This window comes from Amorphus suaedae (assembly GCF_053629675.1).
In genome coordinates, this window is the sequence record NZ_JBRJIT010000003.1 from 47,726 (window position 1) to 61,618 (window position 13,893).

A 13,893-nucleotide genomic window follows, 5' to 3' on the forward strand; every position below is an offset into this window, starting at 1 on the left:
GCGCCTCAGGCCTTCCGTGCCGGTGCGACCGAGAACAGACCCTGGGGCCGGACAAGAAGCACCCCGATCAGCACGAGATAGGTGGCAACCTCGATCCACGAGGGGAAGTAATGCTGGCCGAACGCCTGGACGAGGCCGAGCAGGATGGCCGCCGCGATCGCGCCGCGGATGTTGCCGAGGCCGCCGAGAATGACGACGACGAAGCAGTCGACAATGATGGTGAAGCTCATCCCCACCTGGATCGGCACGATGGGGGCCGCGATCGCGCCGGCCAGCGCCGCCAGCGCGGCGCCGACGGCGAACACGATGGTGCGCACCCGATCGATGCGGATGCCCAGCGCCCGCACCATTGTCGGGTAGCTCATCGCCGCGCGCAGCACCATGCCGAGCCTGGTTTTCTCGATCAGCAGGAAGAGACCGGCCCCGACCGCCGTCCCCGCCGCCAGCAGAAACAGGCGATAGACCGCAACGTCGTCACCCAGCACGGTGAGCGATCCCTCCAGAGCGGGCGGCAGCGGAAGGTCGCGGTAGCCGAGGCCCCAGACCATCCGGACCCCTTCCTCGATGACCAGGATCGCGCCGAAGGTCATGAGGAGCTGCTCGACGTGGTCCCGGTCGTAGAGCGGCCGCAGCAGGACCATCTCCATCACGGCCCCGATCACCGCCACGGCGAGCGGAGCGACGATGAGAGCGAGCCAGAAGCTCCCGGTTGTGCGGTAGACCTCGAAGGCGCCGAACGCGCCGAGCATGTAGATGGCGCCGTGGGCGAAATTGATCACGCCCAGCATGCCGAAGACCAGCGTCAGCCCGGCGGCGAGCAGGAACAGCAGCATCGCGATGCTGAGGCCGATCAGCGCGGTGGCGACCATGGCATCCTCCCCGGCAACCGGAAGCGCGCGCCTGGGGTCATCGGGTTCGCTCGTAGATGGAAACGGCGGCGAGCGCCTCCTCCATGCCGATGATGCCCCCACCATTCTCCTGCAACGCGAACGTGGCGCCCTCGACCTGCCGGGGCCCCGCCTCGCCGCGCAGTTGCGTGGCGAGTTCGTAGCACATGGAGACGCCCGTCGCGCCGATCGGATGGCCCTTCGAGACCAGCCCTCCCGACGTGTTGATGGGCAGCTCGCCGCCGATCTTGGTCGCACCGCTGCCGACGAAGGCGCCGCCCTCCCCCTCGTCGCAGAAGCGCATCATCTCGCACTGGTAGATCTCGCAGAACGAGGTCGCATCGTGCACCTCCGCAACATCGATGTCGCGGGGACCGATACCGGCCTGGGCGTAGGCCTTGTCCGCCGCAGCCCTGGTCAGGCTCGGCTCGTCGAGGGCGCGGTACTTGCCCCCCGCGAGGGACAGGCCGGCGATGCGAATGGCCCGGTCTTGCACCGATGCCGGCTGGCTCTTCAGGAAGCGTTCGGAACACAGGACCGCCGCCGCCGCGCCGTCGCCCATCGGGGCGCACATCGCCCGGGTGAGCGGCGCCGAGATCGGGCGGTCCGCCAGCACCTCCTCCGGCGTCATCTCGAAGCGGTACTGAGCCTTTTCGTTCAGCGCGCCGTTGCAGTGGTTCTTGGCGGCTCCCACCGCGATCTGCTCGGCCGTCGTGCCGTAGGTCGCCATGTGGTAGTTCGCCTGCATCGCGTAGGTGTCCATCGCGATGGTGCGGTCCTCTCCCGGCGTGAAGGGGACACCGATCCTCTCGCCGATCGAGCGGTACTCCTCCTCCCATTCCTGCGGATCCAGCAGATCCATGCCTCCCGCGAAAAGCGGGAAGATGGCCCTCGGGTTCTTCTGGTCGAAGAGCTTTTCGAGCCCGATCGCCAGCGTGACGTCGGCGTCGCCGGCCCGGATTTCCTTCGCCGCCCCGGCGATGGCGAGGCTGCCGGTCGCGCATGCCCCTTCCACGTTGACGATCGGCGCCCGGTCGGGGAACAGCCCTTCGCGGACCAGCGGGATGAAGGCGATGTTGCCGCGGGTCAGCGCCTGTCCCCAGTAGGACATCAGGCAGTTGCCGAACCAGGCGGCTTCGATGTCCCGGCCCGACTCCAGGCCGGCATCGGCGAGGGCACCGAGATAGGCCTCGCGGGTCAGGTCCTTGATCGTCGCGTCCGGACGACGGCCGAAGACGGTGGTGTGGACCCCGAGCACGTAGACATTGTTGGACATTGCGTTCTCTCCCTGGCGGATCCCGTGCTCAGACGGCCCGCTCATGGTCCTTCCAGAAGACTTCGCGCACGTCGCGCTTCAGCACCTTGCCGTTGCCGCTTCGGGGCAGCTCGTCCCAGATCTCGATGGATTTCGGCGCGTGGACCCCGCCCAGCTCGGCCCTGACGAGGGCAATCAGGTCAGCCTCGCTCACCGTGGCGCCCGGCCTCACCTCGATGACCGCCTTGACGGCCTCTCCCCACTTGGCGTCGGGCACGCCGATGACGGCGCATTCGCGCACCGCGGGATGCGACAGCAGCACCTGTTCGATCTCGACGGAGAAGACGTTGAACCCCCCGGTGACGATCATGTCCTTCTTGCGGTCGACGATGTAGACGAAGCCGTCCTCGTCCCGGTATCCGACGTCTCCGGTGTGGTGCCAGCCGAACCGGGAGGCCTCTTCGGTCGCCTTCGGGTTGCGGTAGTAGCCGGGAAAGACGAGCGACCCCTTCGCGACGATCTCGCCGCGCTCGCCCGGCGCGAGCACCGTGCCTTCGTCGTCCATGATCTCCAGGCGGACGTTCATGGTGGCCCGCCCGCAGCTCGCATAGCGTCTCGCGGCCTCGTTGGAGCTCGCCCCAAGAAGGTCGGCCGTGGAGAGGAACGTCATGAACATCGGCACTTCGGCCTGGCCGTAGCACTGGCACATGACCGGCCCGAAGACCTCCATCGCCTGCCGGAGCTTTTCCGGCGCGATCGGGGCTGCCGCGAGCACGAAGTACTTCAGCGACGAGTAGTCGTATTTGCCCACTTCGGGATGCGACAGCATCATGTAGAGCACGGTCGGCGGCAGATAGACGTGGGTGACCCGGTGCCGCTCGATCGCCTGCATGATCAGCTCGGGATCGGCCTTCGGAAGCACGACGTTGGTGGTGGCGTGCGGAACCATCATCAGAGCCAGGCCACCGGCTGCGTGCGTCATCGGCCCGGCGACGAGATGGACGGACGGCTCCTGGTTCGGCATGCAGTGCCAGAAGGCGCTGATCATCGCCTCCCATGTCCGGTGCGACCACGGCGCGCCCTTGGAGAGCCCCGTGGTGCCTCCGGTCGGAAAGACCGTGACGATGCGGTCGGGATCGTCATCGACGTCCGGCGCGGTTCCGCTGCCCGCCGCCATGAAGGCGTCCAGGGACCGGATGCCCTCCGGCCCGTCGGCATCGAGACAGACCAGCGTCTCGATGCTGGGGACGCGGCCGCGGAGCGCCTCGACCTCGGCCTGAAAGCTCGAATGGTAGAAGAGGATCTCGCAGCCGGTCATGGAGAGGAAGTGGGCGTTCACCGCCACGGTGTTGCGCGCGTTGGCGGGAACCCAGACGCCTCCCGCGTAGAAGATGCCCATGATGCAGGCGAACGCCAGCGGATGGTTCGGGCTGTAGACGGCGGCCCGGACCCCTTCGGGCCCCGGCGCCGGCATCGCGCCGGCAATGCACGAGGCGATCGCGTCGATCTCGCGGTAGCTGATGGCGAGGGTCTCGTCGACAAAGGCCGGCCGGTCAGGCGCGCGCTCGACGCCCTTCCGGAAGTAGTCGATCATCCGCATGGCAGATCCTGTGGGGCGGTTGCTTCATACCGGCAGGGCCCGCCGCCTCGAGGAAGGCGCGACGCGGCGGGCCGGATCGAGCGATCAGTCTTTGCAGGGAGCGAACAGCAGATCGGGCTCGAAGGTGTAGGTGACGTCCATGGTGACGTCGGGATAGGGCGCTTCGCCCTTCACCGCCTTGCCGAAGACGCCCATCTGCGCGGCCTGATGATCGCAGGCCCGCATCGTCTTCACCCCTTCGACCGACTTCTCGTAGGTGCTCGCCTCGAACGCCTTCACCCAGGTGTCGGCGTCCCAGCTGCCGGTTTCCTCGACAACGTCGAGAAACCAGGAGAGCCCGTCGAAGGCCTCGCCGGCGAACTGGTTGGGGAACTCCCCATACTTGTCGCGGAAAGCCTTTACGAAGGCGGCGTTCGCCTCGTTCTCGGTGGAGAAGTGATAGCGCAGGGTGGAGTTCACGCCGTAGCTCTGGTCGCCGACGGCGCTGCCCATCAGCTCGTCCATGACCATGGTGCCGAAGACCGCCTTCTCGTTCTTCAGCCCCACCTGTCCGGACTGCTTCAGAAACGTGATGGCGTCGCCACCGGTCATGATCATCGCCACGCCGTCGGCATCTGACTTGCCGACCTTGTCGATGATGATGGCGTAGTCCTTGTTGCCGAGCGGCGGAAAGTCCTCGGCGACGATCTCGATGTTCTTGTCCTTGAGCTTGGCCTTGAGGTTGTCCCACATCTCGCGACCGACGGTGTAGTCCGCGACCACGCCGTAGACCTTCTTGAGGCCCTCCTTCGACGCAAACTCGGCCATCATCTGGTTTTCCATGTTGACCGGATTCGACGTGCGGAAGGCGTAGGGCGACATCTGCGATCCGGTGATCTCGTCGCTGGCCGACAGGGTCACCAGCAGTGGGACCTTCCGGCGCTCCGCCACCTTCATGACGGCAAGCGTGGACCCGGAGCTGACCGCGCCGAACAGCATGTTCGCGCCGCCGGCCATCAGCTTCGTCGCCTTCTGAACGGCGACCTGGGGCTTGGTTTCGGTGTCCTGCCAGTCGAACACGATCGGCGCGCCGAGAACCTTGCCGCCGCGCATCTCGACGGCCAGCTCGGCGCCCCGCTGCATCGCCTCGCCGATGACGCCGTAGGCGCCACTCATGGCGACGACGCCGCCGATCTTGAATTCCTTGTCCTCTGCGCCGGCGCCGGTCGCCCAGAGAACGCTCAGCGCGGCAGCCGCGGCCGCGCATGAAACACGCCTGATGGTGTCCATGATCTTCCTCCCAACTTGTCTGCAGCCCATCTGCGCGGGCTCTGAGGCAGAGCTAATCCCTGGGGGAAAATTATGTCAATTGATTTGTACTATCTTGATTTGAGTGATTATCGCGATTGCGCACATCTTGTCATGTGTGTAGGTCGAAAAGCCCTGCACGGGCAGGACGATCGGGTGAAGCGATGGGCCGCCAGGAATGACCAAGGAGAAAGCTCCGGCTTCCGCTGAAGCGCGCCCCCGGGCCGGGGAGCGCTCATCCGCGGGCGACCCGGCCGCGGCACCGACCGAGCCCCTGCACCGCGGTCTCGAGCTGCATTTCTTCGCGCACCTGAACCTGGCGGAAGACGCCGACCGCAAGCTCGCGGAGTTCGGCTTCGGGCGAACGCATCACCGGATACTCTATTTCGTCTCGCAGGCCCCGGGGATCACGGTCGGAGAGTTGCTCTCGCTGCTTCGCGTGACGCACCAGAACATCCAGCGGCCCATGGGCGAATTGTTGCGCAAGGGTCTCATCGAACAGAAGACGTCGATGACCGACCGGCGGCAGCGGCAGCTCTACGTCACGGACGACGGCAGGGCGCTGTTCGACGCGCTGACCGGGCGCCAGTTCGAGCGGATCGCCCGGGCCTACAGGATGGCCGGCGACGACGCCGTCCGCGGCTTCTGGCAGGTGCTCTGGCACATGATCGACGACCGCGACCGCGCCTGGCTCGAACAGAAGCACGCGCCCGACGCCGACAATTCACGGCAGCCCTGAGCGGGTTCTGCTCTCATCCCCAGCGTCAGCGCCGTCGCTGCTCAGCCGCGCGCCGACAAGCGGCCACGCATGGGTATGACGAGGCCCGATCAGAGGCTGGCGGGCCCCATCGGTCTGACCGCGTCACCCCCTCCGGATCAGCCGGCCGTCGCGGGCACCGGCGTGTTCAGGAGCTGCTGCTCCCACAGGAACGCGATGCCGCTGCCGCCGGCATGCTGCACGAGCAGCTCGGCCAGGTCCCCGGCGTGGTCGGCGCGGGCCCAGTCGCGCTGCCATTCGGCCGCCACGGCGAGCCAGGTCATCATGTTGGCGCCGGCCCCGATCATCCGCTGGATCGCGACTTCATGGGACTCGAGCGAGGTTCCACCGGAGGCATCGGTTACGACCGTTACGTCCCAGCCCTCCCCGAGCGCCTGGATCGCCGGCATGGCAACGCAGACTTCGGTCCAGAGGCCCGCGATGATGAGCTGCTTGCGGCCGGTCGCCTCCACGGCCTCGACGACCTTCCGGTCCTCCCAGGTATTGATGAATGTCCGGTCGATCACCTCCTGGCCCGGAAAGACGTCGGTGATCTGCGGGAAGATACGTCCGCCTCGATCGGCGATCACGCTCGTCAGGATGGTCGGGACACCGAAGATCTTGGCGGCCTTTGCCAAGGCGGTCGAGTTGTTGACCACCATGTGGGGGTCGTGGCTATTCAGGTTGGCGAGCTGGTAGGGTTGATGATCGATCAAGACGAGGACCGAATCCTCGGGACGAAGAAGTGAAGCGAGGCCGTTGCGCGAGGTCATTGCTGCACACTTTCCTGCCACTCGGGGCGTTGGAGTTTCCGGGAGGCACCTGCTGGCGTCGGTGCCTCGCCGCTATCTGCCGGTCCGCTTGACGGCGCGATAGTGCCGGTGCGCGGCAAGCTGTGTCGCGAGAAGGGGAACGCCTGGTGGATATCGAGGATCTCGAGACGTTCGTGGCCGTGGCCGACACCGGCGGCGTTTCGGCGGCCGCGCGCCGCCTCGGGGTGTCCAAGTCGATCGTCAGCCGGCGGCTCGTCCGCCTCGAGGCGGAACTGGGCGTCCAGCTTCTGGCGCGGACGACGCGGGGGGCCGCCCTCACCGAAGCGGGCGTCACGTTCCGCGAACATGCGGCGCGGATCGGCGCGGAGATCGACACGGCCAGGGAGACCATACGCCCGACGGGAGATCTTCGTGGTCGCCTGCGCGTCGCCATGCCGCTCTCCTTCGGTCCGACACACTTCGCACCGGTGCTCGCGGACATGGCGCTCCGCTACCCGGAGCTGCAAATTCACAGTTCCTACAGCGATCGCTTCGTCGATCTCATCGCCGAGGGCTTCGACTGCGGAATCCGCGTCGGCCTGATGCCGGATTCCAATCTGGTCGCGAGACGCATCGGGCCGAGCTACGGACAGCTCGTCGCCAGCCCGGCCTACATTGCCGCCCACGGCGCACCGGAGACGCCGGAGGAGGTCGCCGCGCACGAGGCCCTCATGCAGGGCACCGAAACCTGGCAGTTCATGGATGGCGACAAGGTTATCCGGATCCAGCCCCAGGGCCGGTTCAAGGCGGACAGCGGCCTCGCCCTTGTGGCCGCGGCGGTCGCCGGGCTCGGCATCGGCTGGCTCCCCGACTGCCTCACCTACGCGCATTTGGCATCCGGCGCCCTCGTCCCGATCATGACGCGCTATCCCCCGCCGCCGGCGGGCGTGTTCGTTGTTCGCCCGCCGGGCCAGTATCCCGCGCGGAAGGTCCGGGTTCTGGCCGACATGCTGATCGAGCATTTCGAGCGTCATCCCGAAGTCTGGGGCCTCGACCGTTAGGCTGGCGTCACGGAGCCTTGCGGCTCCAGCTTGCCGCAGGTCGCCCGCTTGCCGCGGTCCCATGTCCGCAAATGCAGGATCCGCCCGGATCAGGGGCACGATCGGGCGGCGTTCCCCGCGCCGCGACGCTGTGTGTCGCTCCGCGTGACTACGGAGCACCAGTCATCGGAACTAGGTTCGGAGGCAATGACACGCTCACGTGCGGCGCCCGGCTGTTCGGACACGTGACGGCATGAAGGATCGCCCCATGATCGACTTGCACGGGAAACGCGCGCTGGTGGCGGGAGGGTCGCGGGGCATCGGCGCTGCGATCGCACTGGCGCTGGCGGAGAACGGCGCCGATGTGGCCTTCACCTACCAGCGCTCGACCGAGCGAGCCCAAGGGGTGGCCAGGTCGATCGAGGGGGCCGGGCGGCGCGCCGTTCCGATCCAGGCCGACAGCGCAGACCCGACGGACATCGCGCGGTCGGTCAGCGAGGCAGTCACGGCGCTCGGCGGACTCGATATCCTCGTCAACAGTGCCGCGATCGGCCACGCCGGACCGATCGCCGAGATCGACGTCGACGCCTATCAGGCGGTGATGGACGTCAATGTGCGCGCTCCGGTGCTGTTCGCAAAGGCAGTCATTCCGCATCTCGTCGCCGGGGGCCGCATCGTCACGGTTGGCTCGGCGCTCGGCGAGCGGGTCCCGTTCCCCGGACTAACGGTCTACGCGATGTCGAAGGCTGCGCTGACCTCCTTCACCCGCGGCCTGTCACGCGAGCTTGGGCCGAGCGACATCACCGTGAATCTGGTGCAGCCGGGGGCGACCGATACGGAGTCGAATCCGGCGGGCGGTGAAACCGCCGATCTCCAGCGAAGCCTGACGTCGCTGGGCCGCTACGCGGACCCGCGTGAAATCGCCAACGCCGTGGTCTTCCTCGCAAGTCCGTCGGCGAGCGCGATCACCGGCGCGGTCCTGACCGCCGACGCCGGCGCGCTTGCCTGACCGGGTCCGGGGCGGGCGCCTACAACCATCAGGTCTACCACGATGCAGGAGAACGACGTGCATGAGCTGGAACCCGACGCTTGAACCCGGCTGCCCCGATGACGCGGGCCTCGATGCCATCGAAACCCTGATCGTGCCGCGCAGCCGCGACCTCGGCGGTTTCGAGGTCCGGCGCGCGCTGCCGGCCCCGAAGCGTCAGATGGTCGGGCCGTTCATCTTCTTCGACCAGGCGGGACCGGCCGAGTTTCTGACCGGACAGGGCGTGGATGTCCGGCCCCATCCGCACATCGGTCTCGGCACCGTCACCTACCTGTTTCGCGGCGACTTCCATCATCGCGACAGCACCGGCGCCGACCAGATCATCCGTCCCGGCGCGCTGAACTGGATGGTGGCCGGACGCGGCGTCACCCATTCCGAGCGCACGCCCACGGCGGCGCGGAGCGGTCCGAATAGCCTGTTCGGGATCCAGACCTGGCTGGCCCTGCCCGACAGCCACGAAGATATCGATCCGTCATTCGAGCATTTCGGCAAGGAGACGCTGCCGATGATCGAGGACGACGGCGTCTCGGTTCGGCTGATCCTGGGGACCGCCTACGGCAAGACCGCCCCGGCGGCGATGCACTCCGAGACCTTCTACGCCGACGTGAAGCTCGACCCGGGACGCCGGCTGCCGATGCCGGACGACCACGAGGATCGCGGCATCTACGTGGTCGACGGCTCCATCTCGATTGCCGGCCAGTCTTTCGACGCCGGGCGGATGATGGTGTTCCGTCCGGGTGACCGGATCACGGTCGCCGCTGGCGAAAGCGGCGCGCGGCTGATGGTCCTCGGCGGCGCGACGCTCAACGGGCCACGGTTCATCTGGTGGAACTTCGTGGCGTCCTCCCGCGAGCGGATCGAGGAAGCCAAGGCCGACTGGCGGGCACAGAATTGGGGCAACGGACGGTTCGACCTTCCGACGGATGACCGCGACGAGCACATTCCCCTTCCCGACTGACTGGGCAATTGCTTCCGACCGCCCGAGACGAGACGAAACCGACGTGCGCCGGGTGCAGACCGGCAGGAGGATGCCGAATGAGCAACACCTGGCCTCACCTCGACTATCTCGGCTGGCGGGAGACGTGCTCCGCGCTGCATCTCTATCTGCAGGTTGCCGGCAAGTACCGGCTGGCGCACACGCCGTGGATCAACCATTCCTGGCACGCGACCTTTCATGTCACGCCGCGCGGCTTGTGGTCCTCTCCGATCCCCGACGGCCCCGGCATCGAGATCTTGTTCGACGTCCACGAACACCGCGTCAGGGGCACCAACGGCGAGGGGCGGGAAGCGTCCTTCGCGCTCGGACCGACGACGGTCGCAGCGTTCCATGCCGATTTCGTCCGGCTCGTTTCCGACCTCGGCGGCACGCCGACCTTCAACCGGCGACCAAACGAAGTGCCGGACCCCGTGCGGTTCGACGAGGATCACCGGGATCGTCCCTACGACCGGGACGCCGTTCGACGCTTCCATCAGGCGCTGATGGCGGTGGACCGCGTCTTCAACACCTTCCGGACGTCCTTCCTCGGCAAGTCCAGCCCGGTCCACCTGTTCTGGGGCAGCTTCGACCTCGCCGTCACGCGGTTCTCGGGGAACCGCGCCCCCCTGCATCCGGCCGGTATTCCGGCCTTGCCGGACGACGTGGCGCAGGAGGCCTACGACCGCGAAGTGTCCTCGGCCGGGTTCTGGCCGGGCGGCGGTGGCATCGATTATCCCGCCTTCTACGCCTACGCCTATCCCACCCCGAACGCCTTCCGGGCCGCGTCGGTGCGCCCCGATGCCGCCTTCTGGCACGACGGAATGGGAGAGTTCGTCCTGCCTTACGAAGCCGTGCAGTCGGCGACAGATCCCGACGGAGCGTTGCTGGCCTTTCTCGTCTCCACCTACGAGGCCGCCGCAGAACTGGGCGGTTGGGATCGCGAGCTCTTGGAGTGCACTCCGGGCCAGCCGAGAGCGGTCCGGACGCCAAGTGCCGGCCAGACCGCGCGCGCACCCTCAGGGGTCGAAGGACCGGTGGAACGAGAGGATGGCCCATCGAAGGGCCGCTACCGGATGGTGGTCGACGGGCACGAGGCCGAAATGACCTACAGCCGGGTCGGCTCGGGACTGATCATCATCGACCACACCGAAGTCCCTGCCGTCCTGCGTGGCTGCAAGGTCGGCGAACAGATGGTGCGCCAGGCGGTCGAGGACGCGCGGAACGAAGGCGTCGGCATCATTCCGCTCTGCCCCTTCGCCAAGGCCCAGATCGACAGGCATCCCGAGTGGCAGGATGTGCTGCGTCGGAAATAGGCTAGCCGCAGCAGTCCAAGACCATCCACCACACGCACTGCCTTGCCACCTGCCACCCTTCAGACCGTTGGCAACATTGGCGCGGGCCTCTTGTCCGGTTCGGAGCTTTCTCTTGATGTGGCTGCGAACCAGGCAGGTCCTCGGGAACGTGGCAATCAGGTCCGTTTAGCCAAGCAGTTCCAGCGCTTGCAGGAAGGTCGGAGCCACGGTCGCGCCCCGTCGACCCCCGGCCGATCCGCGCGAGAGCGGCGTCGACCGATCCATGCTTGCTGCCGCGACCGGTGACCACGCCCTGAGAGCAACCGAGCCAGCGGTCGAGATCGAACGCATCGACGGCGGCAGCCGGTTGCCGCAGCGCTCTCGGCGAGAGGGCCTGGGCAACAAACGATCGAAAATTCTTCGCGGCGGAGTCCGAAACCCCAAAAGCCAGTCGTCAAGCAGGTGAGTACGTCGACACGCACACACCGCGCCGAGCGCGTACCGGCATTTCAAGAGCCGGGTGAACGGGGGCTTCATGGCTGGACAGAGACAGGGCAGGACGAACAGGACGCGGGCCGGTAGCCGAAAGGCCACGCTGCTGGCGGGCACGGTCATCGCGTTCGGATCGATGCTTCCTCTCGTGTCGCCGCAAGAGGCTCTTGCACAGGCGGCCACGCAGTCGATCTCGGTTCAGGGCGGGACGCTGACCGCAGCGCTGAATGACCTCGCCGCGCAGACCGGATTGCAGATCATCTTCGATGCCGGCCTGGCAAACGGCAAGACCACCGGCGGCGTCAGCGGAACCATGACGCCGAACGCCGCGCTGACTGCGTTGCTCGCCGGCACCGGCGTGAGGGCCAGTTTTGCCGGACGGGACCAGATCGCGCTCGCCGCGCAGGGCTCGGCTGCGACGGACCACGTCACGCTCGATCCGATCTCCGTCTACGGCGCCCGCGATGCCACCACACTGGAAGACACCAGCGCAAGCATCGGCATCGTGACGGCGGAGGACATCGACTACGGCCAGATCCAGTATCTGCCGGGCGCCTTCCGGCGCCTCGCCAACGTCGAGAAGGGGGCGACCAACAACACCGGCATCGTCGTTCGCGGGATGAACTTCGAGGGCTTTTCGCCTGCTGGTTCGCCCATGGGGTCGATCTACGTCGATGGCATCCTGCAGAGCCGCTACAACTCGCGCTTCGGGGCGCGCAGCCTCTGGGATGCCGAGCAGGTCGAGGTCTACCGCGGGCCCCAGTCGACGTTGAGCGGCCGGTCCGCGACCGCCGGCGCGATCTATCTGAAGACGAAGGACCCGGAGTTCGACCACGCCTATGTCCTTTCCACTACGGCCGGCAACAAGAACCTGGTCGGCGCGGACTTCATCGTGAACACGCCGCTCAGCCAGGAGAACGGCATTGCGATGCGCATCGCGGGGTCCTTCGAGCAGCTGACGACGGAAATCGATTACCCGACCTACGACATCTACGAGAACTACGACGACTTCCGGACGGAGCTGAGCGGAAACATTCGCGCGAAACTCCTCTACGAGCCGCTCGGCGGAGACACCCGGGCCCTGCTCACCTACTCCTATTCCAAGGACCGGCCGAACGAGCGCCTCGTCGATCCGCTGACGGGAGCCGGCAACCTGTATCTGTTGCCGACGCTCGCGGAGTTCAGGGAAATCGAGGTGCAGAACACCGGCCTGGAAGTCACGCACGCCATCACGCCGGCTCTCAAGCTGACCTCGCAGACGGGCCTGAGCTACGGCCTCACCGAGCGTGAATCCATGGACAACGGCACGCCCGGTGTCGCGAACGCCTGGTACGGAACCTACGCGGACACCCTGGCGACGCAGGAGTTCCGCCTCAACTACGACCTGGATCGGTGGAGCTGGGTCGCCGGCGTGTTCGGCAGCTACGAATACCAGGATTCCGACCTGTTCTGGCGGGCGACCGAGTTCAGCCTGCAGCAGGAGTCGCTCTACGATCGCCGGACGGCGAACCTCGCGGCATTCGGCGAGGCGACCTACGAGTTCCTGCCGGGCTGGAAAGCGACACTGGGCGGTCGGGTCGACTATATCGAGGAGACCACCAAGGAAACGGGCACCAGCACGGTGATCGGCTACGGGGCGACGACCACCTACACGAACGCCGCGATTTCCGAGGTGAACGCGGTCCCGAAGATCGGTCTCGCGCGTCAGTTCAACGAGAACCACGTGGCCGGGGCCACCTATTCCCAGGGCTTCCGGACCGGCGGCTACTATCTCGATCCGGTCACCAACGAGCCCATCCAGTACGACCCGGAATTCGCGGACAACTACGAGGTCTTCTACAAGGGACGCTTTCTGGAAGACCGGCTCAGGCTGAACAGCAACATCTTCTACACGCGCTACCGGGACCAGCAGGTGGAGTCCATCGCCCCCGGCATCGGCGGCGGTGCGATCGTCAGCAACGCAGCGTCGTCCTATTCGTACGGCTTCGAGTTCGAGCCGACCTTCGACGTGAACCAGAACCTCTCGGTCTTCGCCTCCGTCGGCTATCTCCATACGGAGTTCGAGGACTTCGACCACCGCATCTACGGGGACCTCTCGGGCGAAAGCTTCCCCGAGGCGCCGGAATGGTCGGTCGCGTTCGGCGGGCTCTACACGTTCAACAACGGGTTCTATATCGGCGGCGATGCCAAGTTCGTCTCCGACTACAACGCCCGGTTCAACGTGGCCGCACCGCTCGAAGTCATGGATTCCCACTTCCTGTTGAACGCGCAGGCCGGCATCCGCAAAGCCAATTGGGAGATCAACGCGTTCGCGGAAAATCTGCTGGACGAGGAGTACTACACGACGCTGGAACTGCAAGGCAGCGGCGTCAATCCGACCTTCGCCCAGGCCGGCCCCAGCCGCCTGTTCGGCCTGAACGTCAGGGTGATCTTCTGACCGGTTGCGGTCGCGCGCGGGCGGGCGGCCGGGAGGCCGGCCCGCGTCGCACCAGCCTCACCGGACAGGG

11 protein-coding genes are annotated in these 13,893 nt (G+C 66.7%); 6 read left to right on the plus strand and 5 right to left on the minus strand.

Features of this window, described 5'->3' with window-relative positions:
* Positions 1-5: 5 nt before the first annotated feature.
* The 4 genes from AB7M35_RS21670 to AB7M35_RS21685 form a co-directional block, all read right to left on the minus strand.
* The gene (locus AB7M35_RS21670) at positions 6-869 is read right to left on the minus strand and encodes a branched-chain amino acid ABC transporter permease (protein WP_453962616.1); all 864 of its coding nucleotides are present in this window, start codon (positions 867-869) and stop codon (positions 6-8) included.
* 37 nt (positions 870-906) lie between these two features.
* The gene (locus AB7M35_RS21675) at positions 907-2,163 is read right to left on the minus strand and encodes a thiolase family protein (protein WP_453962617.1); all 1,257 of its coding nucleotides are present in this window, start codon (positions 2,161-2,163) and stop codon (positions 907-909) included.
* A gap of 28 nt (positions 2,164-2,191) precedes the next feature.
* Positions 2,192-3,742, minus strand: a complete 1,551-nt coding sequence (locus AB7M35_RS21680; protein WP_453962618.1) for a class I adenylate-forming enzyme family protein — start codon at positions 3,740-3,742, stop codon at positions 2,192-2,194.
* Positions 3,743-3,826: 84 nt separating this feature from the next.
* On the minus strand, positions 3,827-5,011 hold the full coding sequence (locus tag AB7M35_RS21685; protein ID WP_453962619.1) for an ABC transporter substrate-binding protein: 1,185 nt from the start codon (positions 5,009-5,011) through the stop codon (positions 3,827-3,829).
* 196 nt (positions 5,012-5,207) lie between these two features.
* Between AB7M35_RS21685 and AB7M35_RS21690 the strand changes: the two genes are divergently transcribed.
* Complete coding sequence (locus AB7M35_RS21690; protein ID WP_453962620.1) at positions 5,208-5,768, plus strand: MarR family winged helix-turn-helix transcriptional regulator; 561 nt, start codon at positions 5,208-5,210, stop codon at positions 5,766-5,768.
* Between the two features lie 137 nt (positions 5,769-5,905).
* On the opposite strand, the gene AB7M35_RS21695 is transcribed toward AB7M35_RS21690, so the two are convergent.
* Positions 5,906-6,559: a hydrolase gene (locus AB7M35_RS21695; RefSeq protein ID WP_453962621.1), complete on the minus strand. Its 654-nt coding sequence runs from the start codon at positions 6,557-6,559 to the stop codon at positions 5,906-5,908.
* A 146-nt stretch (positions 6,560-6,705) separates the two neighbouring features.
* Here AB7M35_RS21695 and AB7M35_RS21700 point away from each other — a divergent pair, with 146 nt between their 5' ends.
* From AB7M35_RS21700 to AB7M35_RS21720, 5 genes are all read left to right on the plus strand, one after another.
* A complete protein-coding gene (locus AB7M35_RS21700) occupies positions 6,706-7,599 on the plus strand; it encodes a LysR family transcriptional regulator (protein ID WP_453962622.1) in 894 nt (297 codons plus the stop codon).
* Between the two features lie 247 nt (positions 7,600-7,846).
* Positions 7,847-8,587 carry an SDR family NAD(P)-dependent oxidoreductase gene (locus AB7M35_RS21705; RefSeq protein ID WP_453962623.1) on the plus strand — a complete coding sequence of 247 codons (741 nt, stop codon included), beginning with the start codon at positions 7,847-7,849 and terminating at the stop codon, positions 8,585-8,587.
* Between the two features lie 61 nt (positions 8,588-8,648).
* Positions 8,649-9,584: a pirin family protein gene (locus tag AB7M35_RS21710; RefSeq protein ID WP_453962624.1), complete on the plus strand. Its 936-nt coding sequence runs from the start codon at positions 8,649-8,651 to the stop codon at positions 9,582-9,584.
* 77 nt (positions 9,585-9,661) lie between these two features.
* Positions 9,662-10,915 carry a DUF5996 family protein gene (locus AB7M35_RS21715; protein ID WP_453962625.1) on the plus strand — a complete coding sequence of 418 codons (1,254 nt, stop codon included), beginning with the start codon at positions 9,662-9,664 and terminating at the stop codon, positions 10,913-10,915.
* Positions 10,916-11,429: 514 nt separating this feature from the next.
* Positions 11,430-13,823, plus strand: a complete 2,394-nt coding sequence (locus AB7M35_RS21720; protein ID WP_453962626.1) for a TonB-dependent receptor domain-containing protein — start codon at positions 11,430-11,432, stop codon at positions 13,821-13,823.
* The last annotated feature ends 70 nt before the right edge of the window (positions 13,824-13,893 follow it).

What these genes read in the sequence shown, in the direction of transcription:
- AB7M35_RS21715 (WP_453962625.1), top strand. Translation starts at nt 9,662, where the DNA reads ATGAGCAACACCTGGCCTCACCTCGACTATCTCGGCTGGCGGGAGACG.
- AB7M35_RS21675 (WP_453962617.1), bottom strand. Translation starts at nt 2,163, where the DNA reads ATGTCCAACAATGTCTACGTGCTCGGGGTCCACACCACCGTCTTCGGC.
- AB7M35_RS21690 (WP_453962620.1), top strand. Translation starts at nt 5,208, where the DNA reads ATGACCAAGGAGAAAGCTCCGGCTTCCGCTGAAGCGCGCCCCCGGGCC.
- AB7M35_RS21705 (WP_453962623.1), top strand. Translation starts at nt 7,847, where the DNA reads ATGATCGACTTGCACGGGAAACGCGCGCTGGTGGCGGGAGGGTCGCGG.
- AB7M35_RS21710 (WP_453962624.1), top strand. Translation starts at nt 8,649, where the DNA reads ATGAGCTGGAACCCGACGCTTGAACCCGGCTGCCCCGATGACGCGGGC.
- AB7M35_RS21720 (WP_453962626.1), top strand. Translation starts at nt 11,430, where the DNA reads ATGGCTGGACAGAGACAGGGCAGGACGAACAGGACGCGGGCCGGTAGC.
- AB7M35_RS21670 (WP_453962616.1), bottom strand. Translation starts at nt 869, where the DNA reads ATGGTCGCCACCGCGCTGATCGGCCTCAGCATCGCGATGCTGCTGTTC.
- AB7M35_RS21680 (WP_453962618.1), bottom strand. Translation starts at nt 3,742, where the DNA reads ATGCGGATGATCGACTACTTCCGGAAGGGCGTCGAGCGCGCGCCTGAC.
- AB7M35_RS21685 (WP_453962619.1), bottom strand. Translation starts at nt 5,011, where the DNA reads ATGGACACCATCAGGCGTGTTTCATGCGCGGCCGCGGCTGCCGCGCTG.
- AB7M35_RS21695 (WP_453962621.1), bottom strand. Translation starts at nt 6,559, where the DNA reads ATGACCTCGCGCAACGGCCTCGCTTCACTTCTTCGTCCCGAGGATTCG.